The following is a 20,803-nucleotide window of genomic DNA, read 5'->3' on the forward strand; positions in this document are numbered from 1 at the left end:
CGCTGACAGGCCCGAATGACAGGCCCGAAATGAGACGACGTACGCCGCGTTCGACTGCAGACTAACTGCGTGACCACCGAACTCACCGAGACCGACATGGCCCACCTGCGTCGCTGCCTGGAGCTGGCGGCGGAGGCGCTGGCGGATGGTGACGGACCGTTCGGTTCCGTCCTGGCCGACGGCGACGGCAACGCCCTCCAGGAGGGTCGCAACCGGGAGCACTCGACCGGCGACCCGACCGCCCATCCGGAGATCGAGCTCGCCCGCTGGGCGGGCATGAACCTCGACGCGGACACTCGCGCCCGCGCCACCGTCTACACCTCCGGCGAGCACTGTCCGATGTGCTCGGCCGCCCACGGCTGGTCCGGTGTCGGCCGGATCGTCTACATCGCCTCATCCGAGCAGCTGACCGGGTGGCGCGCCGGCTGGGGTGCGCCCGAGTCGCCGGTGCGGGGGCTGCCGATCCAAGAGGTCGCCACGGAGGTCGAGGTCGTCGGCCCGGTCCCTGAGCTGGTCGAGGAGATCCGCGCGCTCCACCAGCAGGCCGCGGGCGCCTGAGGCTCTCCGCGCTTCGAGGCTCAGGCCGCGAAGGCGTCGATGTCGTCCGCGATCCTGTCCCCGGTGAGCGAGGCCTGCTGCTCGTCGAGGATCTGCGCCAGCGCGGGGAGCGTCTCGGAGCCGGCGGCCAGTCCGACCGCGACGAGGTCGTGCTCGGGCACGATCATCCAGGCCGCCCGATAGCCGGGCAGGCGGCCGTTGAGATACAGCTGACCGGACCGCCCGATCGCCCAGCCGAAGCCGTAGCGCATCGGGTCGTCCGCCCGCGTCCGGACCGTACGCACCACCGCGAGCAGCTCGGGGCGCGCGAGCAGCTGCTCGCCGACCGTCAGCAGGTCCGCGGCCGTTGCGCACAGCCCGCCGCTGGGCCGCCGACCTCGCGGGTAGCTCGCGCCGGGCAGCACCTGGCCCTGCTCGGTGCCCGGGACCAGGTCCGCCGGCACCGTGAACGTCGTGCGTGTCAGGCCCCACGGCCGGAGCAGGGTGTGGTCGAGTGCTTCCTCGTAGCTGCCGCCCGCGAGCGAGGCGAGCAGCGCTCCGGCGACGAAGTAGTTGCCGTTGTAGTACTCCCAACGCTTCCCCGGAGGTCGCACCTGCCCGGCTCCGAGCACGAGCCGGGCGGCCTCGCCGAGCGCGCCCTCCCCGTCGCCGATCGCGGCGACGGCGTCGGCGGTCACGACCGGCGCCAGCCCCGAGGTCTGGGCGAGCAGGTGAGCGACGCTCAGGCCGAGGTCCGCTCCGGAGCCGATCGGTCCCAGGTCCGCGACCGGGGTCTCCAGGTCCACGTCGGCCTTCTCGGCCGCGACCACGGTCGCGATCGCGGTGAGGGGCTTCGTCAGCGATGCGATCCGGAACGGGGTCTCGGCGGTGGCCGCACCCTGCCCGTCGGTCTCGCGACGACCCGAGCGGCTCACCCCGACGACGGCGTCGACGGCGTTCCCCAGCGGGCTGAGGTCGATCTGGTGACGCATGGCGCCAGTGTGGCAGGGGTGTGGCGCGGACCACGACTAATTGCATTGACTGCAACTTGCACTCACTGCAAGAATAGTTCCATGCCCACCTCCACCCCCCCTCCAACGCGCGCGAGCGCCAGAAGAGGGAGCGTCGGACGGCGCTGATCGAGGCTGCTCAGCGACTGGTCACCGAGCGCGGCCTCGATGACGTCACGGTGGAGGAGATCAGCTCGGCGGCAGGGTTGTCGCCGCGTACGTTCTTCAACTACTTCGACTCCAAGGACGACGCGGTGCTGGGCATCCAGGAGATCGAGCTGTACGAGGAGGTCCGCACGCAGTTCGTCGCCGGCGGGCCCACCGGACGGCTGATGAGCGACCTGGAGACGCTGGTGGCCGGCTTCCTCGAGAACGCCGCCCCCAACATCGAGCAGGGCGAGCGGGCGATGCGGCTGATGGCCACCGAGCCCCGCCTCGTCCAGCGCCACATCGCGTGGCACCAGCGCGTCGTCGGTGAGCTCGAGCAGCTGCTCGCCGAACGCCGCAAGGCCCGCCCCTCCCCCGTCGACGACGACACCATCGGGATGGTCGCCGGCCTGCTGATGCGGGCCAGCGCGCTCGCCTGGGCACGCTCCGGCTACGAGGGCGATGCGGCGGCGCATCTGCCCGAGGCCGTGGCACAGCTCCGCCTGCTCCTCGACGACTAGCCACACCAGCCGCACCTCTCGGGATTCGCACGTCACACGGGACCCGTGTGTCACCACCTCTTCACCATCTGCCTGGAAGGTCCAACCCATGTCTCATCCGGCCGCGCCCGACGCGCCCGACAAGCCGCTGGTCGTGCTGACGCCGCGTACGATCTGGCTGATCTTCGGTGCCCTGATGGCCTCGATGTTCCTGTCCTCGCTCGACCAGACGATCGTGAGCACGGCGATGCCGACGATCGTGGGCGAGCTCGACGGCGTCGAGCACCAGGGGTGGGTGATCACCTCCTACATCATGGCGATCGCGATCGTGATGCCGCTCTACGGCAAGTTCGGTGACCTGTGGGGGCGTCGCTGGCCGTTCCTGATCGCGGTCACGCTGTTCACGCTCGGCTCGCTCTTCGGCGGCATGGCGCAGACGTTCCCCGAGCTGGTCGCCGCCCGCGGCCTCCAGGGGCTCGGCGGCGGCGGGCTGATGATCCTGTCGCAGGCGATCATCGCCGACATCGTGCCGGCCTCCGAGCGCGGCAAGTACATGGGACCGCTCGGCGCGCTCTTCGGCCTCTCCGCCGTCATCGGGCCGCTCCTCGGTGGCTGGCTGACCGACGGTCCCGGGTGGCGCTGGACCTTCTGGATCAACGTCCCCATCGGCATCATCGCGCTCGCGGTGGCCTGGTTCGCGCTCAAGCTGCCCTCCCACCGCTCCGGCCGTCCGGTCGACTGGCTGGGGATCCTGTTCATGGTGCTCTCGACCTGCGGCATCGTGCTGCTGACCTCGTGGGAGTCGCTCGGCAACGACGGCTACGACTGGTCCTCGCCGCAGCTGCTCGGCGTGCTGATCGGCACCCTGGCGTCGGTGGCCGCCTTCATCCTCACCGAGACTCTGGCGCCCGAGCCGCTGATCCCGCTGCGCCTCTTCAAGAACAAGACCTTCACCGTGACCACGCTCATCGGCCTGGTGCTCGGCATGGGGATGTTCTCGGCGATGGCGATGCTGCCGACGTTCCTGCAGATGTCGACCGGCGCCTCGATCACCGGCTCCGGCCTGATGATGCTGCCGATGATGGCCGGCATGATGCTGACCGCGATCGGATCCGGTATCGCGATCTCGAAGACCGGCCGCTACAAGGTCTTCCCGATCGTCGGCCTGTTGATCACCGCCGCCGGGATCTCCTGGATGACCACCATCACCGGTGACATGTCGATGATCGTCTTCGGGGCGATGATCTTCGTGCTCGGCGCCGGGATGGGCCTGGTCATGCAGACCATCGTCCTGGCGGTCCAGAACGCCGTCGACCCGCACGAGCTCGGCACCGCGACCTCGGCGAACAACTTCTTCCGGGAGATCGGTGCGACCGTCGGCACGGCGCTGTTCACCACCGTGTTCACCACCCGCCTGAGCGACAACTTCGAGGCGCTGGCCGGGAAGATGGTCTCCTCCGGCCTGATGCCGACCGACGGTCCCGGCTTCTCCGGGGGCAGCCTCACCCCGGAGGCCGTCGACCAGCTGCCCGAGCCCGTCCACACCTGGGTCGTCGACGCCTTCACCGAGGCGCTCGCGCCGGCCTTCTGGTACCTGGTGCCGCTGATCCTGATCGGCTTCGCGCTGGCGCTGTTCCTCAAGGAGGTCAAGCTCTCCAACGAGGCCGGCATGGTGGCGCGCGGCGAGGCCGTGGCCGCCTGACGCTGTGCCGCTCGACGGCCCTGACCAGCAGATTCCTGCTGGTCAGGGCCGTTGTCGTGAAAGTACGTGGCACACCGGTGCGCGTGCCCCTAGGCTCCCGCGCATGTCTTCCCCGACGCCGACCTTCGTCCTCGTCCACGGCGCCTTCGCCAACTCGTTCTCGTTCGCACCGCTGCAGGCCGAGCTCGCCCTGCGGGGTCACCGCTCGCTGGCCGTCGACCTCCCCGGTCACGGCTTCGGGGCCACCTTCCCGGAGGCCTACCAGGCGCCGCAGGACCCCGCCGCGCTGGCGACCGCGCCGGGCGCGCTCAAGGGCGTGACCCTGGCCGACAACGTGGCTCATCTGGTCTCGGTGCTCGAGCGGGCCAAGGAGCACGGACCCGTGGTCGTGGTCGCCCACAGCCGCGGCGGGGTCACCCTCACCGCAGCCGCCAACGCGCGCCCGGACCTGATCGACCAGATGGTCTACGTCTCGGCCTGGGCGCCGGTGGAGCTGGATGCCGCTGCGTACAACGCCGAGCCGGAGATGGCCTCCTTCGACGCCTCCGTGCTCATCGGAGCGGCGGCCGCCAACCCGGCCGACGTCGGCCTGCTGCGCTGCAACTTCCGCACCGCCTCCCCGGAGACCCTCGCCGGCCTCAAGCACGCCTTCATGGCCGACGGCACCGACGACGAGTTCCGCGCCTTCCTCAACACCTTCCAGCCCGACGAGAACCTGGACGCAGGCGGGCCCGAGGACCGCGCGCAGGCGGAGACCTGGGGCACGATCCCGCGCGCGTACATCCGCCTCAGCGAGGACGTCAGCATGCCGCCCGCCATGCAGGACCGGCTCATCCGCGAGGGCGACGCCCTCACCCCGGACAACCCGTACGTCGTCCACACCCTCACCTCCAGCCACCTCCGCTGGCTCGTCCACCCCGCCCCAGCGGCCGACCTCCTCGCTGAACTCGCAGCCGCCTGACCCATCGCCCGAGTCGGCGCATCTGCCCCACTTCCAGACGCCGAGTCGGCGCAACTGCCTCACGTACCCGACGGGGACTGGGACAAACGCGCCGACTCGACACTCTGGGCCGAGGCAGTTGCGCCGACTCGGCGGTTATTTGTGGGGCAGATGCGCCGACTCGGCGAGAGAGTTCTGGCGGCAATCGGACGTTGCAGGCCGCCACCTGTCCACGTACTAGGTCATCTGACCAGGACTCTTGACCAGAGGAACCCCGGCAGGCATTCTCCTGCTATGACCTGCGCCACATGGAAGACCGCGTCGGCAGCTGCGCTGATGGCGGTCGCCACTCTCGGAGCCGTGACGTCTCCCCCCTCTGCCACGGCGGCCACGGCCGTCCCCACCGATGCCCACACCGCCGCCCTCGACGCCTCGGCCGCACGAGCCGCCGACTCGAGCTCCGCCGACTACCTCGTCGGCCGCGGCGTAGCCGACGTCACCGGCGAGGTCGCCGAGGCCGGGATGATGGGTTACGCCGACCTCGGCCAGGTCAGCAGCGGCCTGCACATGCGGCAGCATGCCCGCGCGTTCGTGATCGCCGACCCGGACTCCGGTGAGCGCGTGGTCCACGTCCTCGCCGACGCCGGGATGATCTTCCAGAGCGTGCGCGACGCGGTGCTCGCCAAGCTGGAGCAGCGCTACGGCGACACCTACACCGAGCGCAACGTGATGCTGACCGCGACGCACACGCACGCGGCGCCGGGCGGCTTCTCGCACCACACGCTCTACAACGTCACCACGCTGGGCTACCACGGCAAGACGTTCCGCGCCCTGGTCGACGGCATCGTCTCCTCGATCGAGCGGGCCGACTCCGACCTCGCCCCGGCTCAGCTGAGCCTGTCGACCAGCGAGCTGACCAACGCCAACGTCAACCGCTCGAAGACCGCGTTCGACCGCAACCCGGAGGCCGACAAGGCCCACTTCCCGAACGGTGTCGACACCCGCAGCACCACCCTCCAGGTGCGCCGCGACGGCGAGCTCGACGGGGTCATCAACTGGTTCCCGGTCCACGCGACGAGCATGTCGACCAACAACACCCTGGTGAGCCCCGACAACAAGGGCTACGCCGAGTACGCCTGGGAGCGGCTCGAGCACGGCGTCGACCACGTCGCCGACAGCGAGGACCCCGACTTCGTCGCCTCCTTCGCGCAGACGAACTCCGGCGACATGTCACCCAACCTCAACCTGCGGCCCTCCGACGGCCCGACCACCGACGAGTTCGAGAACACCCGGATCATCGGCACCAGGACGTACGACGCGGCGCGGAGCGGCCTCGACGACGACCGCCCGCTGACCGGCGGCGTCGACTCCCGGATCGTCTACGTGAACATGGCGAACACCGACGTACGCTCCGAGTTCACGCCCGACGGCAAACCCCACAAGACCTGCCAGGCAGCGCTCGGAGCCTCGTTCGCGGCGGGCAGCACCGAGGACGGCGGCGGCGGGCTGCCGATCTTCAAGGAGGGCAAGGACGGCGGCAACCCGGCGGTCGGCCTGATCTCCGAGGCGCTCTACACCGCCAGCCCCGCGCTACGCGCCTGCCAGGGCTCGAAGGAGATCCTGCTCCCGGTCGGCGCGCTCGACATGGTGCAGCAGAAGCTGCCGCTGCAGCTGGTCCGGATCGGCGACTTCTACGTGGTCGGGATCCCGGCCGAGGTCACCGTCGTCTCCGGTCTCCGGATCCGCCAGGCCGTGGCCGAGGCGGTCGGCACCGACACCGACCACGTGCTCGTCCAGGGCTACGCCAACGCCTACGCCCACTACCTGACCACACCGGAGGAGTACGACGCCAAGGAGTACGAGGGCGCGTCGACGCTCTTCGGCCGCTACGAGCTCCCCGCGTTCATGCAGACCGCGTCCGACCTGGGCGCGGCGATGCGAACCGGCGTCGAGGTGCCGCTCGGGCAGAAGGAGGGCGACCGCAGCGCCACCCAGTTCCCCGCCCTCCAGGGCTCCGTGGTCGCCGACGCCCCGCCGATCGGCAAGTCGTACGGCGACGTGCTGACCGCGCCGAGCGCGACGTACCGCCCCGGTCAGCAGGTGAGCGTGACCTTCGCGGGCGCGCACCCCAACAACAACCTGCACCACGGCGGCAGCTACCTCTCCGTGGAGCGGAAGGTCACGACCGCCTCCGGCGCGACGAAGTGGGAGCGGGTCGCCGACGACAGCGACTGGTCGACCAAGCTCCACTGGTCGCGCTACGGCGTGGCCGCGTCGAAGGTGAGGATCACCTGGGACGTGCCGGAGGACACCGAGCCCGGCAGCTACCGGGTCCGCTACTTCGGTGACGCGCGCAGCCTGCTCGGCGCGACGAAGTCGATCAGCGGCACCAGCCCGGCGTTCGCGGTGGTCGACTGATGCGCCTGACAGCAGCGGGGATCGCGGCGGTCTGCGCCGCCGCGGTCCTGGTCCCCGCCGGCGCCTCGGCCGCGCCGGCCCCGGCCACCGAGACCCTGAAGATCGAAACAGTCTCCAACCGGGCCGACCTGATCTCCGACGACGACGCGCTGGTGCGCGTCACCCTGCCGACCGGTGCCGCCGTCGACGACCTGACGATCTCGCTGAAGGGCGACGGCAAGAAGCGTGACGTCACCGACGCCTTCGCCGAGCGCCCCAACGGCCAGATCGAGGGGATCGTCAGCGACCTCCGGGTCGGCACCAACGACCTGACCGCGCGCCTCACCGACGGTCGCGGCGCCCGCCTCACGATCACCAACCACCCGCGCGGCGGCCCGATCTTCTCCGGCCCGCAGCTGCAGCCGTGGCGCTGCCAGCCCACCGCGACCGACGAGCAGTGCAACCAGGAGCCGACGATCAGCTGGCTCTACAAGTCGACCAACCCGCTGCTCGACGGCCTGCAGACGTACGACCCGGCGAAGCCGCCGCGCGACGTCGCGAAGACGACGACCGACGAGGGTGTGCGGGTGCCGTTCATCGTCCGGGTCGAGACCGGCTACCAGAACCGCGACCAGTACCGGATCGCCGTTCTCTGGCAGCCCGACCAGGAGTGGCAGCGCTGGACCCCTCAGGAGCAGTGGAACAACAAGCTGTTCATCCCCCACGGCGGCAGCTGCGGCGTCGACCACGAGGTCGGCAGCGCGCCGACCAAGGACTACGCCGGCACCTTCGACCTCGGCATCCCGGTCGTCGCCGACGCGCTCGGTGACAGCCCGACGGTGGCGCTCGGCCGCGGCTTCGCGATGCTCTCGACCGCGCTGTCCAACACCGGCCACAACTGCAACGTCGCCAGTGCGGCCGAGTCGCTGATCATGGCCAAGGAGCACCTCGTCGAGACGTACGGCGACCTGCGCTACACGATCGGCAGCGGCTGCTCCGGCGGCTCGATCGCGCAGCAGACCATCGCCAACGCCTACCCGGGGATCTACCAGGGCCTGGTCGTGACCTGCTCCTACCCCGACACGCTCTCGCCGGGCCTGCAGTTCTCCGACTACCACCTGCTCCGGAAGTACTTCGAGAGCTCCGAGCGGCTCACCGACGGCAAGTTCTGGAACCCGCTGCAGTGGGCCGCGGTCGAGGGCCACCTGCTGCCGCTCAACGCGGTCACCGCCGACGAGGGGCTCTTCAAGCAGGCGGTCATGCCGACCCACCCGTGCTCGGGCGTGACGGACGAGGAGCGGTACGACCCGGAGACGAACCCTGGCGGCGTACGCTGCTCGATCATCGACGGCTCGATCAACATCTTCGGCCCGCGGCCGGAGAGCGACTGGACGCCTCAGGAGAAGCAGATCGGGCGCGGCTTCGCAGGCTCGCCACTGGACAACACCGGGGTGCAGTACGGCCTCGAGGCGCTCCGCGCCGGGGTGATCACCCCGGCACAGTTCGTGGACGTCAACGAGAAGATCGGCGGCCTCAGCATCGACGTGCAGCCGCGTCCCGAGCGCTCGACCGCCGACGAGACCGCCCTCGCCAACGCCTACCGCAGCGGCATGGTCAACACCGCCAGCAACATGGGCGACGTCGCGATCATCGACCACCGCGGACCCGACCCGGGGATCGCCCACGACGCCCGCTGGGCCTGGGCGATGCGCGACCGGCTGACCCGGGAGCAGGGCCACGCGGACAACCAGGTGATCTGGTACGGCGTGACCCCGCTCATCGGCGACCCGAGCTACTCCAAGGAGGCGCTGCTCGCCATGGACCGCTGGCTCGCCGAGGTCGAGAAGGACGAGCGCGACGTACCGCTGGCCGACAAGGTGGTCCAGGACCGTCCCGGTGACATCCACGACCGGTGCACCCAGACCCAGGGCATCTCCAGCAAGGACGGGCTGTTCCTGCCGGTCGCGGACCCGCTGCTGGACGACCTGACCGGTGGCGCCCTCGACGGTCTGAACAAGGCGCTGAACCCGGTCCTCGACCCGGCGCTCAACCTCGTCGTCGACCCGGTCTCCGACGTGGTCTGCGGTCTCGGTCCGGTCAGCGACCTGGTCAAGACCGACCTGGCCACGCCGCGGATCATGGCCGGCGACAACAACTACTCCGACAACGCCAAGTGCCATCTGAAGCCGCTCCAGCGCACCGACGACTACGGCGCGTTCGGTCTCGACGACAAGCAGTGGGCGCGGCTGCAGGCCGTCTTCCCCGACGGCGTCTGCGACTACAGCAAGCCGGGCATCGGCTTCTCGAAGACGGTGCCATGGCTGACCTACCAGAGCGAGGACGGCTCCGTGGTCTACGGCGGTACGCCGATGGCCGACCCGCCGATCTCGGAGCCGCTCGCGCCGCGACCGGGGAAGCGCTCATGAGGCGCCTCGCCGCCGGTCTGGCGGTCGCCGCGATCGGGCTGACCGGGCTCGTCGGGCTCGGCGCCCCGGGCCCGGCGGCCGCCGCCCCGTCCTCGTCCCGCCCGGCGCCGGCCCTGGACATCCTGACCCACAACATCGCGATGCTCCCCGGCATCCTGGGCGGCAAGGCGAACGCCACCCGCGCCGACCTGTTCGCCGAGGCCGACCACGTACGCGGTCACGACATCGTGGTGCTCCAGGAGGCGTTCGCCAACGGTCCGTCGGAGACGATCAAGTCGCGGCTCTCGGCCCAGTATCCGCACCAGACGCCGGTCCTCGGCCGGTCCCGGTCGGGCTGGGACGAGACGCTCGGCTCCTACTCCGCGCTCACTCCCGAGGACGGCGGCGTGACGATCCTGAGCCGGTGGCCGATCACCCACCGGACGCAGTACGTCTACGCCGACGGCTGCGACGCCGACTGGTTCTCCAACAAGGGCTTCGTCTACGCCCGCCTCGAGGTCGAGGGACGTCCGGTCCACGTCGTCGGCACGCACGTGCAGGCCGAGGCGGCGCTGTGCGCGGACGCGTCGGCGACCCGGGCGAAGCAGTTCGCCGAGCTCGACGGCTTCCTCGACGGGCTCGCGATCCCGGCCGACGAGCCGATCGTGATCGCCGGCGACCTCAACGTCGTCCGGGAGTCGCCGGAGTACGCCGCGATGCTCTCCGCGCTCGACGTCACCGCACCGACCTTCGCCGGCCACCCCTACAGCTGGGACCCGGAGACCAACCCGCTGGCGAGCTCCGGCGGGCGCGAGCAGCTCGACTACGTGCTGTTCCGCCGTGGCCACGCGCAGCCCCGGGGCTGGACCAACACCACGCTGACCCCGGCCTCGCCGCCGTGGTCGTACCTCGGGACGACCTACACCGACTACTCCGACCACTACCCGGTCCAGGGAAAGACGTCGTGAGCTGGCAGAACTGGGCAGGCACCGCGCGTGCCGATCCGGCACGCGTGGTCGCGCCCGCGTCGACCGAGGCGGTGGTGGCCGCCGTCAAGGAGGCCTCCCGCGACCGGCTGAAGGTGCGGATGATCGGCTCCGGACACTCGTTCACCGGCGCGGCGGTCGCGCCCGGCGTACAGCTCGTGCCGGACCGGCTCGACGGCGTCCACTCGGTCGATCGCGAGTCCGGCCTGGTGACGGTCGACGCCGGCATCCCGCTGCACCGGCTCAACCCGATCCTGGCCGGCCACGAGCTGGCGATGGAGATCCTCGGCGACATCGACCGGCAGACCCTCGCCGGCGCGATCTCGACCGGCACCCACGGCAGCGGCGCGGCCTTCGGCAACATCTCCACACAGGTACGCGGCCTCGAGCTCGTGCTCGCCGACGGCTCGGTCGTGCAGTGCTCGGCGACCGAGCGGCCGGAGCTCTTCGAGGCCGCCCGGGTCTCCTTCGGCGCGCTCGGCGTGATCACCAAGGTCACGCTGCAGTGCGTGCCGCTCTACGCGCTGCACGCCGTCGACGCCGCTGCCCCGCTGGACGAGGTGCTCGACGGCGTCGACGACCTGGTGGCCGCCAACGACCACTTCGAGTTCTTCTGGTTCCCGCACACGACCACCGCGCTCGCCCGGCGCTTCAACCGGCTGCCGGGCGACACCGAGCTGCGCCCGATGAGCCGGCTGGTGCAGACGCTCGACGACCGGATCGTCACGAATGTCGGGTTCGAGGCGATGCTGCGCGTCGGCACCCGGTTCCCGCGGCTGGTCCCCGGGATCACCCGGTTCGTGACCAAGGCGATCTCCGCTCGCGACTTCACCGACCTGGCGCCGAACGTGTTCGCCTCCGAGCGCAACGTACGTTTCCGTGAGGGGGAGTACTTCGTCCCGCGTGACGCCCTCGTGCCGGCGCTGCGCGAGCTCAAGCGGTGGGTCGACACCCACGACGAGCCGGTCTCGTTCCCCTTCGAGGTCCGGTTCGTACGCCACGACGACATCTGGCTCTCGCCGGCCTACGAGCGCGACTCGGCCGTCGTGGCCTTCCACCAGTACCACCGGATGCCGCACGAGCGCTGGTTCAGCGTCTGCGAGGACGTCCTCGGCGCCGCCGGCGGCCGGCCCCACTGGGGCAAGATGCACCGGCTCGACGCGAGCGCTCTGCGTGAGGTCTATCCCCGTTTCGACGACTTCGTCGCGCTCCGCGACCGGCTCGACCCCACCGGCATCTTCGCCAACCCCTATCTCGACCGGCTGCTCGGCCCGGCTCCGGAGGCCTCTTCATGACGCTCGCCCCGCTCGACGGCCCGGCACATACGCCGTGGCCCGAGCTCCTCGCCGCGACAGCACACCTGGACCCGCCGTTCGCGGTGCTCGACCTCGCGGCGGTACGTACCAACGCCCATCAGCTGGTGCAGCGGGCCGCCGGGAAGCCGATCCGGGTCGCCAGCAAGTCGATCCGGGTCCGCTCGATGATCCGGGACGCGCTGGAGCTTCCCGGGATGTCCGGCATCCTCGCCTTCACCCTGCCCGAGGCGCTCTGGCTCGCCGAGGAGCACGACGACGTCGTGGTCGGCTACCCCACCACCCACCGCGAGGCCCTGGAGCGGCTGGCCGAGGACGAGCTGCTCGCCTCCCGGATCACGCTGATGGTCGACAGCCCCGAGCATCTCGACCTGACGGCCCGGATCGTCGGGCCGGACGGACCGCCGATCCGAATCTGCCTGGAGCTCGACGTCTCGCTCCGCCTGGCCGGCGGGCGGCTCCACGTCGGCGCCCGCCGCTCGCCCGTGCGTACCCCGGAGGAGGCCGCCGCGCTCGCCCGCGAGGTCGTCGCGCACCCGCGCTTCGAGCTGGTCGGCCTGATGGGCTACGAGGGCCAGATCGCGGGCGTCGGCGACAACCAGCCCGGACTGGCCCGCTACGCCGTCCGGGCGATGCAGCGCCGGTCGGCTGCCGAGCTCGCCGAGCGCCGCGCCGAGGCCGTCGCCGCCGTACGCAGCGTGGCACCGCTCGAGTTCGTCAACGGTGGGGGCACCGGCAGTCTCGAGCTCACCGCCGCCGAGCCCGCCGTCACGGAGGTGGCGGCCGGGTCCGGCCTGTTCGCACCGCGGCTGTTCGACTTCTACACCCGCTTCCACCCGCAGCCCGCGGCGTACTTCGTCCTGTCGGTCGTACGCCGCCCCTCACCGCGCCACGCCACGGTGCTCGGCGGCGGCTGGGTCGCCTCCGGCGCCGCCGGCAAGGACCGGCTGCCCACGCCGGTCTGGCCGCCGGGTCTGTCGCTGGTCGACCAGGAGGGCGCCGGCGAGGTGCAGACGCCCCTGGTCGGCGAGCGGGTGGCCGACCTCGGTCTGGGCGACCACGTCTGGTTCCGCCACACCAAGGCGGGCGAGCTGTCCGAGCACGTCGACGAGATGGTCCTCGTCGACGGCGACCGGATCGTCGGCGTCGTGCCCACCTATCGCGGCGAGGGGAAGACGTTCCTCTGATCTCAGCCCTGCTGCTCGACCAGCCCCAGCAGCTGGGTGGCAGCGAGGTCGACGGCGGCGCCGGCGGTCTCCGCGTCGCCCTCGTTGAGGTAGAGGAGGGTGAGGCCGTCGAGGATCGCGGTCAGGTAGCGCGCGAGCACGGCGTCGTCGACCTTCCAGGTGATCCCGGCGGTGGTCGCCAGCCGCTCGATGATCTCGGTCTGCGCCTCGAGGTAGGTGCGGTACTGCGTGCGTGCGAACTCGGCCAGTGCGGGGTTGCGCGTCGCGTACTGCGTCAGCTCGTAGGTCACCCGGTGCTCGTCGGGGTTGTCGAGGACGTGCTGCCAGTAGTAGGCCAGCCCGCCGCGCAGCTTCTCCTCGAACGTGCCTTCGCCCGAGATGATCTCGAGGGCCGGGGCCAGCGTATGGCTGGTGATCGTGGTGATCACCTGCTCCAGCAGCTCCTCCTTGGAGCGGAAGCAGTAGTGGAACGTGCCGAGCGACATGTCCGCCTCGGCCACGATCGCTCGCGTGGTCGCCTGGGCGACACCCTCGCGCGCCATCACCCGGATCGCGGCCTGCACCAGCAGCCGCCGCCGCTCGTCCGCCGCCACCCTCGCCATGCGACCAAGACTAGCGTCCAAGTCATGGGCGGGCTCCCGGGGTGGCGATGAGCGGGCTCCACCGGATTCACTAGGCCGGTGGCATCCTCCCCCACCTCCCTCTGGCACACCCTGCTCCACCTCCGCGGCAACCCGCGGGCGTGCGTGTGGACCGAACCCATGTGGGGCCTCTCGATGGCCCTGGTGCTGCCCTACCTCTCGGTCTTCATGCTCGTGCTCGGCCTGGAGGACGCGCAGATCGGCCTGCTCGCGACCGTCGGGATGGTCTCCCAGGTGGCCTTCGGGCTCGCCGGCGGCATCATCACCGACCGGATGGGTCGCCGGCTGACGACAGCGCTCTTCGACGTGATCGCCTACGTGATCCCGTGCCTGATCTGGGCGGTCGCGCAGGACTTCTGGGCCTTCCTGGCCGCGTCGCTGCTCAACGGCGCGCTCCAAGTCACCCAGAACGCCTGGGACTGCCTGCTGGTCGAGGACGCCGAGCGCGACCAGATCACCGGCATCTACTCGCTGGTGCGCGTCGCCTCCGACTTCTCGGCGCTCTTCGCCCCGATCGCCGCCTTCATGGTCGCCCGGTTCGGCCTGGAGCCGGCGGTGCGCGTGCTCTTCGTCAACGCCGCGGTCGTGATGTTGGCCAAGGCCGTCCTGCTGTACGCCTACTCCACCGAGACACGACGGGGCCGGATGCGCATGGCAGAGACCCGGAGCGTGAGCCTCTGGCGGCTCTTCGCCGGCTACGGCGACGCGGTCCGCCTGCTCGCCCGTTCGCACGGCTCGCTGCTGGCCCTGGCCATCGCCACGCTCGTCGCCGCGGTCACCCTCGTCAACGGCACCTTCTGGCAGGTCCTGGTCAGCCGGCACCTGCTCGTGCCCGACCCGGTGCTGCCCTTCTTCCCGATGGTGCGCTCGCTGCTCTCGGTGCTCTTCCTCTTCACCCTGATCCGCAGGCTGACCTCGGGGCACGACCTCAAGTACGCGACCCTGTGGGGCTTCGGCGTCTACCTCGCCGGACAGCTGCTGCTCGTCGCCATCCCGACGTCCGCGGGCGGCGCCGACCTCAGGACGTACGCACTGCTCGGGGTGTGTCTCCTCCTGGACGCCTTCGGCGTCGGGATGCTCTTCATGCTCTCGGAGTCGCTCGTCGCCTTCCACGTCGACGAGGCCGAGCGGTCGCGGGTGATGGCGCTGCAGCGCACCGCGATCATGCTGGCCGCCGCACCGTTCGGCTGGATCTCCGGCTGGCTCTCCGGCATCGACCGCACCTACCCGTTCTGGCTGACCGCCGCGCTCCTCCTGATCGGCCTGGTGACCACCGTCTTCTGGTGGGCTGGTCCGCATGCGGAGCCGACCGCGGAGAACGGGGCCGCTGGCGGGGCCTGAGGGCAGGTCGGCTCGGCTGCAGGCAACAGAAAAGCCCCAGCCGATGGCTGGGGCTTGCTGAGCCGCCTGTCGGAATCGAACCGACGACCTATTCATTACGAGTGAATCGCTCTGCCGACTGAGCTAAGGCGGCGTACCGTCATCCGTTACCGCATGAAGCGGTTCTGGTTGAGCGGACCGGATGAGTGTACCGAGACTGCTCGCTCGACACTAAAACGGTGCGCCTCGACGTGCTCGTCGATGGTCATGCGGGTGGGCTTGCCCTTGCCGATGAGGCGGCCCAGGCGGCGGACGCCGTGCTTCATTATTGCTCTGCTCCCCTTTGAACATGGATCTACCACCGACTGCGGACGCAGTGGTGGTAAGTCAATGATGGCGGCAGGCAAGTCATAGAGGTAGGCGATCTTTCCTAGAAAAGACATAGGATGTTTCTATGTTGTCGCTGCACCAGCTCCGGGTGTTCCTCGCGGTCTACGAGCACGGCTCGCTGACCGCGGCGGCCGAGGAGCTCGGCTATGCGCAGCCGTCGATCTCGGAGCAGGTCAGAGGTCTCGAGCGTACGCTCGGTGTCCAGCTCTTCCGGCGGGTCGGGCGCGGCGTGGTGCCGACCGGCGAGGCCGACGAGCTGAGGCCGCACGCGGAGCGTACGGTCGCGGCCGCCGAGGACGCGCGCAAGGCGGTGCAGGCCGTGAAACAGTTCGAGACCGGGACGATCCGATTCGGGATGTTCGGGATCGCGCGGCTCTACGGCGGCGCCGGGCTGGTGGCCGACGTGCTCGACCGCTATCCGGGCGTACGCGTCGAGCTCGTCGGCCAGAACTCAGCCGAGGTGCAGGACGACCTGCGCCGCGGGCGGCTCGAAGCGGCGATGCTGTCGGTCGGCAGCGTCACCGGTGAAGGACTGAAGGTCACCCCGGTCGCGCGCGACGAGCTCGTCTACGTCTCTGCCGACCCTGCCCACCTGGCCACGCCGGTCACCCCGCACCGGCTCTCCCTGGCCACCCTGGTCATGGCTGACACGACCTGGAGCCGCGAGGACCCCACCCGGGTCACGCTGCGCAACCTGCTCCACGAGACCGGCCGCAACCCGCCGAGCCGGATCGAGGTCGAGGACATCGAGACGGCCGTCGAGCTGGTCGGCATGGGCTACGCCGACGGGGTCGTCCCCAAGGGCGCCGCCGAGCAGCTCCTCCCCCGGCTCGCGCCGAAGGCCGGCTGGGTGTCGCTGCGACCCAGGACGTACGACACCTTCGCCATCGTCCACCGCACCGACGCCACCCTCTCCCCCGCCGCCACGCTCATGATCGAGCTCGCCACCAAGCGGATCCAGGCGATCGCGGACCCGGTTCATCCGCGGTAGCTGCTGGTCGAGCCGCGAGCATCAGCGAGCGGGTCGAGACCAACACAGTCCCCTTGAGCGTCGAGGCGGAGGTGTTGGTCTCGACACGGATTCGCTCGTTCCTCACGAATCCGGCTCGACCAGCGAGCCGGGGGTCACTCGCAGCCGTAGCCGTCGTTGTCCCGGTCGAGCCGCCACGGGTCGGAACCGTGGACGCGGACCGGCTTCTTGCTGTTCGGGATCTCACCGCAGTCGCGGTCGTTGGCCGCAGTGGCGTTGTAGACCTTGTCGCCGTTGGCGTAGGTGTAGTCGAGACCGGAGCCGCCAGACGTCGTGCCGCGCTTCTTCAGGTAGAACGCCGCGGAGATGTCGAGCTTGCGCTTGGCGTCGCCGGCGAACTTCCAGCGGAAGTTGCGGCTGGCCTTGGGCGTCACGACGACGGCGCACTTGCCGTACTTGTTGGTCACGCACGAGCCCACGCTGCTCCAGCGGCTGTTGGCCTTCTTCTGCAGGTGGATGCGCTTGCCCTTGACCGCCTTGCGACCCACGGTCAGCTTGCCGACGGGGCGGTAGGACTTCTTGCCGTACTTCTTGGCCGAGACCTTCACGACCTTGGTCACGACCTTGGCCGCAGCGCCCGGAGGCGTGGCGGCGAGAGCGGGCTGGCTGAGGACAGGAGCGACCGCGATCGCCAGAGCGGCGACGGCGGTGGCAGCGAAGGCTTTCGTCGTCGAACGGATTCGCTGGTTCATGATCACGTGGGCGTGACCCTTCTTCTCGAAGTGACGGATTCCGGCTGGATCCTCGTGGTCGGAGGATCCAGCCGGGGCGTCACGACGAGGACTCACCCCAGATGGGGTATTTGCGGCCGGAAAGCGGCCTCAGCACTCCAGACCGTCGTCGGGGACCTTGCCGTCGACGAGGTAGTCGTCGACCGCGTCGTCGACGCAGCCGTTGCCCTGCATGTAGCCGGTGTGGCCGTCGCCGTCGCGGGAGACGAGTACGCCGGAGTCGAGCGCCTCGGCGAGGGCCTCGGCCCACTCGTAGGGGGTGGCCGGGTCGCGGGTGGTGCCGATGACGACGATCGGGTTGGAGCCCTCGGCATCGATCTCGGGCTCGGGCTCGGTGGCCTTGAACTTCTCGGCGGCGCAGCCGTTGAGCATCCAGGCGAGGGCGGCGCCGAAGGTGGGAGCGGCCTTCTCGAAGGCGGGCAGCTGCTTGCGTACCTCTTCCGGGCTGAGGCCGGAGGGGTCGTCGAGGCAGTTGACCGCCCAGTTGGCCTCCATCGTGTTGTTGATGTAGCCGCCGTCGGGGTCTCGGCCTGCGTAGTTGTCGGAGAGGCTCATCAGCTGCGAGCCGTCGCCCTTCATCGCCGCCTGGAGGGCGTCGGTGAGGTAGGGCCAGTAGGACTCGACGTAGAGCGGGGTGATCAGGCCGTAGAGGGCGTTGCCCGAGGTCAGCTCGCGGTCACCGGCGGGCAGCGGCTCGGCGTCGATGTCGTCCATGAGCTTCTGCACCCGCTCGACACCGTCGTCGACGGTGTCGCCGAGGAAGCAGCTGCCCTGGTCGACACAGTTCTTCACGTAGGAGCGGAGCGCGACCTCGAAGCCCTTGGCCTGGGCCAGGTTGGAGTCGAGCACGCTCAGCCCCGGCGCGATCGCGCCGTCGAGCACGAACCGGCCGACCCGGTCGGGGTAGAGCTCGGCGTAGGTCGAGCCGAGCTGGGTGCCGTAGGAGGCGCCGAAGTAGTCGAGCTGGTCCTCACCGAGCGCAGCCCGGAGTACGTCCATGTCCCGCGCCGCCTCGACGGTGCTGACGTGGGCGGAGATGCCGTCCTTCTGGGCGGCGCAGCCGTTCGCCATCGCGACGCCGGTGTCGGTGTAGGCCTGAGTCTCGGCAGGGGTGTCGGGGTCGGGGTCGACCGCGACGTAGGCGTCGAGGGCGTCGTCGTCGAGACAGTCGACCGGGGTGCTCTGCCCGACCCCACGCGGGTCGAAGCCGACGATGTCGTAGGAGTTGCGGACCGCCGGGCTGAACGACTGGTTGTTGTAGAGGGCGTACTCGATGCCGGAGCCGCCCGGGCCACCCGGGTTGATCGCCAGGGACCCGATCTTCTTCTTGTTGGCCGGGTCCTTGATGACCGCGACCTCGATGGTGCGGCCGGTGGGGTCGGAGTAGTCGAGCGGGACCTCGAGGGTCGCGCACTCGAAGGCGCCGTTGCACTTCTTCCAGTCGAGCTTCTGGCTGTAGAAGCTCTGCAGCCCCTCGGTCGGCGCCGCGGTCGCCTCCGCGCTCGGGCTCACCCGGTCGGCGTCGGGGGCGCCGCTGTCGGAACCACAGCCGGCGGTGAACGCCAGCAGGGCCGTCATGGCCAGGGCACCGGTCACTGCTTTGGGTTTCACTGATCTCCTCCGGGCGGCAGCAGCGCCACCATCATCGCCTCCAGCACAAGCTGGGGCTGCACGTTGAACTCCAACAGCTGCTCGCGCGCCTCGAAGATCGCTCCGATGCGCTGCAGGTTGAGCTCGGGGGTCGACGCCGCGACGAGCTGCTCGATCTCGCGGCGGTGCTCCTCGTTGACGAGCGTCACCGGGGCGCCCGCGGCGAGGGTGATCGCGTCGCGGTAGACCGAGACCAGATCCATCAGCCCCCGGTCGATCACGTCGCGGTGGCGCCGGGTGGCGCGACGCTTCTGGTCCTTCTCGAGGGCAGACAGCGCCGGGCCGTACTCCCGCGGCCGGCGGCCACGGTCGACCACGCCGTAGCCCGCGTCGAGGTCGGCCTTCTCCCGCGCGTCGAGGTCGGCGGTGACGGCGTCGGCCTCCTCCTTCGAGACCGCGGCCAGCTCACCGGCGGCGCGGAGCGCGTCGGCGAGGGTGGTCAGCCGGCCCGGGTAGGAGACGACCTGCTCGCGCCGGCGCCGGGTGTCGTCGTCGCGGGCGAGCGCCTTGGCCCGGCCGATGTGGCCCTGGCTGGCGCGAGCAGCGTAGGCCGCGCGGGCCTCGTCGACGCCGAGCGTACGTTGCAGGAAGGCGGTCACGTCGGGGGCCGTCGGCGTGGTCAGCGTGACCAGCCGGCAGCGGGAGCGGATGGTCGGCAGGACGTCCTCGACCGTGGGCGCGCAGAGCATCCAGACGGTGCGCGCGCCGGGCTCCTCGACCGCCTTGAGCAGCGCGTTGTTGGCCTGCTCGGTGAGCCGGTCGGCGTCCTCGACGATCAGGATCTGCCAGCGGCTCCCGGCCGGGGACAGCGCCGACTGGCGCACCAGGTCACGGATCTCGTCGACGCCGAGGGTGAGCTTCTCGGTGCGGACCAGGTTGACGTCGGCGTGGCTGCCCGCGAGCACCGTGTGGCACTCGTGGCACTGCCCGCAGCCCCCGTGAGGGCACTGCAGGGCGGCGGCGAAGGCCATCGCGGCGTTGGAGCGACCCGATCCGGGTGGGCCGGTGAAGAGCCAGGACTGCGTCATCCCCTTCCCGAAGCGGCGCTCGGGGTCGTCGGCCGAGACGGTCGCGGCGGTCTGCAGGATCGGGATGAGGTGGCGCTGGCCGACGAGGTTGTCCCAGACGGACACGCCGGACACGCCGGACACCGAGTCGACGCTCATGCGGTCACCGCCTGGGTCAGCAGGGGCTCGAGGCGGGCCAGGACGGCCGCGTGGATCTCCTCGACCGGGGCGCGGGCGTCCAGGATCAGGTAGTGGTCGGGGTCGCGGTCGGCGAGCGCGACGAAGGCCGCCCGCACCCGCTGGTGGAACTGCTGCGACTCCTGCTCCATCCTGTCGCGCTCCTCGAACCGGGTGAATCCGGCGGCCGGGTCGAGGTCGAGCAGCACGGTCAGGTGGGGCCGCAGGTCGGCGGTCGCCCACCGGGCCACCTCCTCGAGCTGACCGGCGTCGAGCACCCGCCCGGCGCCCTGGTAGGCCAGCATCGAGTCGACATAGCGGTCGGTGATCACCACCTCGCCCCGCTCCAGCGCCGGGCGGACCATCGACTCGATGTGCTCGGCCTTGTCGGCGGCGAACAGGAGCGCCTCGGTGCGGTCGTCGAGGTCGCCGGTCTCCGGGGACAGCACGATGCGGCGTACGTCCTTCCCGACGGCGGTGTCGCCCGGCTCGAAGGTGAGCAGGACACGGTGGCCGCGGGCGGACAGGGCTTCGTGGAGCAGGCGCGACTGGGTCGACTTGCCGGAACCCTCGCCGCCCTCGAAACAGACGAAGACGCCGCGCTCTGCGTAGACACCGGGAAACCTCACGACCCCAACCTACGGGGTGGCGCCGACAGTCCGGACGTACGCCGCCCGCAGTCGTCAGGATTCAGGCTGCCGCCCGGGCGTACCAACCGTTAAGGTTCGCTCGT

The 20,803-nt window shown here is 70.5% G+C and carries 18 protein-coding genes and 1 tRNA gene; 11 read left to right on the forward strand and 8 right to left on the reverse strand.

The window, feature by feature from the left end:
* Nucleotides 1–69 precede the first annotated feature (69 nt).
* Nucleotides 70–558: a nucleoside deaminase gene (locus IEY81_RS05740; RefSeq protein WP_229787396.1), complete on the forward strand. Its 489-nt coding sequence runs from the start codon at nucleotides 70–72 to the stop codon at nucleotides 556–558.
* 20 nt (nucleotides 559–578) lie between these two features.
* Here IEY81_RS05740 and IEY81_RS05745 read toward each other — a convergent pair whose 3' ends face one another.
* Nucleotides 579–1,529 carry a serine hydrolase domain-containing protein gene (locus tag IEY81_RS05745; protein ID WP_189117498.1) on the reverse strand — a complete coding sequence of 317 codons (951 nt, stop codon included), beginning with the start codon at nucleotides 1,527–1,529 and terminating at the stop codon, nucleotides 579–581.
* A gap of 197 nt (nucleotides 1,530–1,726) precedes the next feature.
* Here IEY81_RS05745 and IEY81_RS05750 point away from each other — a divergent pair, with 197 nt between their 5' ends.
* From IEY81_RS05750 to IEY81_RS05785, 8 genes are all read left to right on the forward strand, one after another.
* A complete protein-coding gene (locus IEY81_RS05750) occupies nucleotides 1,727–2,215 on the forward strand; it encodes a TetR/AcrR family transcriptional regulator (protein WP_229787398.1) in 489 nt (162 codons plus the stop codon).
* Between the two features lie 88 nt (nucleotides 2,216–2,303).
* Complete coding sequence (locus IEY81_RS05755) at nucleotides 2,304–3,896, forward strand: MDR family MFS transporter (protein ID WP_189117499.1); 1,593 nt, start codon at nucleotides 2,304–2,306, stop codon at nucleotides 3,894–3,896.
* Nucleotides 3,897–3,999: 103 nt separating this feature from the next.
* Nucleotides 4,000–4,857: an alpha/beta hydrolase gene (locus IEY81_RS05760; protein WP_189117500.1), complete on the forward strand. Its 858-nt coding sequence runs from the start codon at nucleotides 4,000–4,002 to the stop codon at nucleotides 4,855–4,857.
* A gap of 339 nt (nucleotides 4,858–5,196) precedes the next feature.
* Nucleotides 5,197–7,254, forward strand: coding sequence for a neutral/alkaline ceramidase (locus IEY81_RS05765; protein ID WP_229787400.1), 2,058 nt, complete (start codon nucleotides 5,197–5,199; stop codon nucleotides 7,252–7,254).
* Nucleotides 7,254–9,659 (forward strand): DUF6351 family protein, encoded by a 2,406-nt coding sequence (locus IEY81_RS05770; RefSeq protein ID WP_189117502.1) that lies wholly within the window; start codon nucleotides 7,254–7,256, stop codon nucleotides 9,657–9,659. The genes IEY81_RS05765 and IEY81_RS05770 overlap by 1 nt, the downstream gene beginning before the upstream one ends.
* Nucleotides 9,656–10,606: a sphingomyelin phosphodiesterase gene (gene sph, locus IEY81_RS05775; RefSeq protein ID WP_189117503.1), complete on the forward strand. Its 951-nt coding sequence runs from the start codon at nucleotides 9,656–9,658 to the stop codon at nucleotides 10,604–10,606. The genes IEY81_RS05770 and sph overlap by 4 nt, the downstream gene beginning before the upstream one ends.
* Nucleotides 10,603–11,919, forward strand: coding sequence for a D-arabinono-1,4-lactone oxidase (locus tag IEY81_RS05780; RefSeq protein WP_189117504.1), 1,317 nt, complete (start codon nucleotides 10,603–10,605; stop codon nucleotides 11,917–11,919). Before sph ends, IEY81_RS05780 begins: the two co-directional genes overlap by 4 nt.
* Entirely contained in the window at nucleotides 11,916–13,124 is a 1,209-nt protein-coding gene (locus tag IEY81_RS05785; protein ID WP_189117505.1) for an amino acid deaminase/aldolase, read from the forward strand. The genes IEY81_RS05780 and IEY81_RS05785 overlap by 4 nt, the downstream gene beginning before the upstream one ends.
* Before the next feature lie 2 nt (nucleotides 13,125–13,126).
* Here IEY81_RS05785 and IEY81_RS05790 read toward each other — a convergent pair whose 3' ends face one another.
* Nucleotides 13,127–13,726, reverse strand: coding sequence for a TetR/AcrR family transcriptional regulator (locus IEY81_RS05790; RefSeq protein ID WP_189117506.1), 600 nt, complete (start codon nucleotides 13,724–13,726; stop codon nucleotides 13,127–13,129).
* 78 nt (nucleotides 13,727–13,804) lie between these two features.
* Here IEY81_RS05790 and IEY81_RS05795 point away from each other — a divergent pair, with 78 nt between their 5' ends.
* A complete protein-coding gene (locus tag IEY81_RS05795; protein ID WP_189117507.1) occupies nucleotides 13,805–15,106 on the forward strand; it encodes an MFS transporter in 1,302 nt (433 codons plus the stop codon).
* Nucleotides 15,107–15,166: 60 nt separating this feature from the next.
* On the opposite strand, the gene IEY81_RS05800 is transcribed toward IEY81_RS05795, so the two are convergent.
* Both IEY81_RS05800 and IEY81_RS05805 read right to left on the reverse strand, forming a co-directional pair.
* A tRNA-Thr gene (locus tag IEY81_RS05800) sits at nucleotides 15,167–15,239 on the reverse strand.
* 13 nt (nucleotides 15,240–15,252) lie between these two features.
* The gene (locus tag IEY81_RS05805) at nucleotides 15,253–15,411 is read right to left on the reverse strand and encodes a hypothetical protein (protein WP_189117508.1); all 159 of its coding nucleotides are present in this window, start codon (nucleotides 15,409–15,411) and stop codon (nucleotides 15,253–15,255) included.
* Between the two features lie 128 nt (nucleotides 15,412–15,539).
* Here IEY81_RS05805 and IEY81_RS05810 point away from each other — a divergent pair, with 128 nt between their 5' ends.
* Nucleotides 15,540–16,466, forward strand: a complete 927-nt coding sequence (locus IEY81_RS05810; RefSeq protein ID WP_189117509.1) for a LysR family transcriptional regulator — start codon at nucleotides 15,540–15,542, stop codon at nucleotides 16,464–16,466.
* A gap of 134 nt (nucleotides 16,467–16,600) precedes the next feature.
* Here IEY81_RS05810 and IEY81_RS05815 read toward each other — a convergent pair whose 3' ends face one another.
* The 4 genes from IEY81_RS05815 to tmk are packed head-to-tail and all read right to left on the reverse strand — an operon-like array spanning nucleotide 16,601 to nucleotide 20,699.
* Nucleotides 16,601–17,293 carry an excalibur calcium-binding domain-containing protein gene (locus tag IEY81_RS05815; protein ID WP_189117510.1) on the reverse strand — a complete coding sequence of 231 codons (693 nt, stop codon included), beginning with the start codon at nucleotides 17,291–17,293 and terminating at the stop codon, nucleotides 16,601–16,603.
* Between the two features lie 33 nt (nucleotides 17,294–17,326).
* Nucleotides 17,327–18,847 (reverse strand): alpha/beta hydrolase, encoded by a 1,521-nt coding sequence (locus tag IEY81_RS05820; RefSeq protein WP_229787402.1) that lies wholly within the window; start codon nucleotides 18,845–18,847, stop codon nucleotides 17,327–17,329.
* Nucleotides 18,844–20,052 (reverse strand): DNA polymerase III subunit delta', encoded by a 1,209-nt coding sequence (locus tag IEY81_RS05825; protein WP_189117511.1) that lies wholly within the window; start codon nucleotides 20,050–20,052, stop codon nucleotides 18,844–18,846. The genes IEY81_RS05820 and IEY81_RS05825 overlap by 4 nt, the downstream gene beginning before the upstream one ends.
* On the reverse strand, nucleotides 20,049–20,699 hold the full coding sequence (tmk, locus tag IEY81_RS05830) for a dTMP kinase (protein WP_189117512.1): 651 nt from the start codon (nucleotides 20,697–20,699) through the stop codon (nucleotides 20,049–20,051). The genes IEY81_RS05825 and tmk overlap by 4 nt, the downstream gene beginning before the upstream one ends.
* Nucleotides 20,700–20,803: the final 104 nt, after the last annotated feature.

The sequence above is a fragment of the Nocardioides luteus genome (assembly GCF_014648595.1).
In the GTDB taxonomy this organism is placed as follows: domain Bacteria; phylum Actinomycetota; class Actinomycetes; order Propionibacteriales; family Nocardioidaceae; genus Nocardioides; species Nocardioides luteus.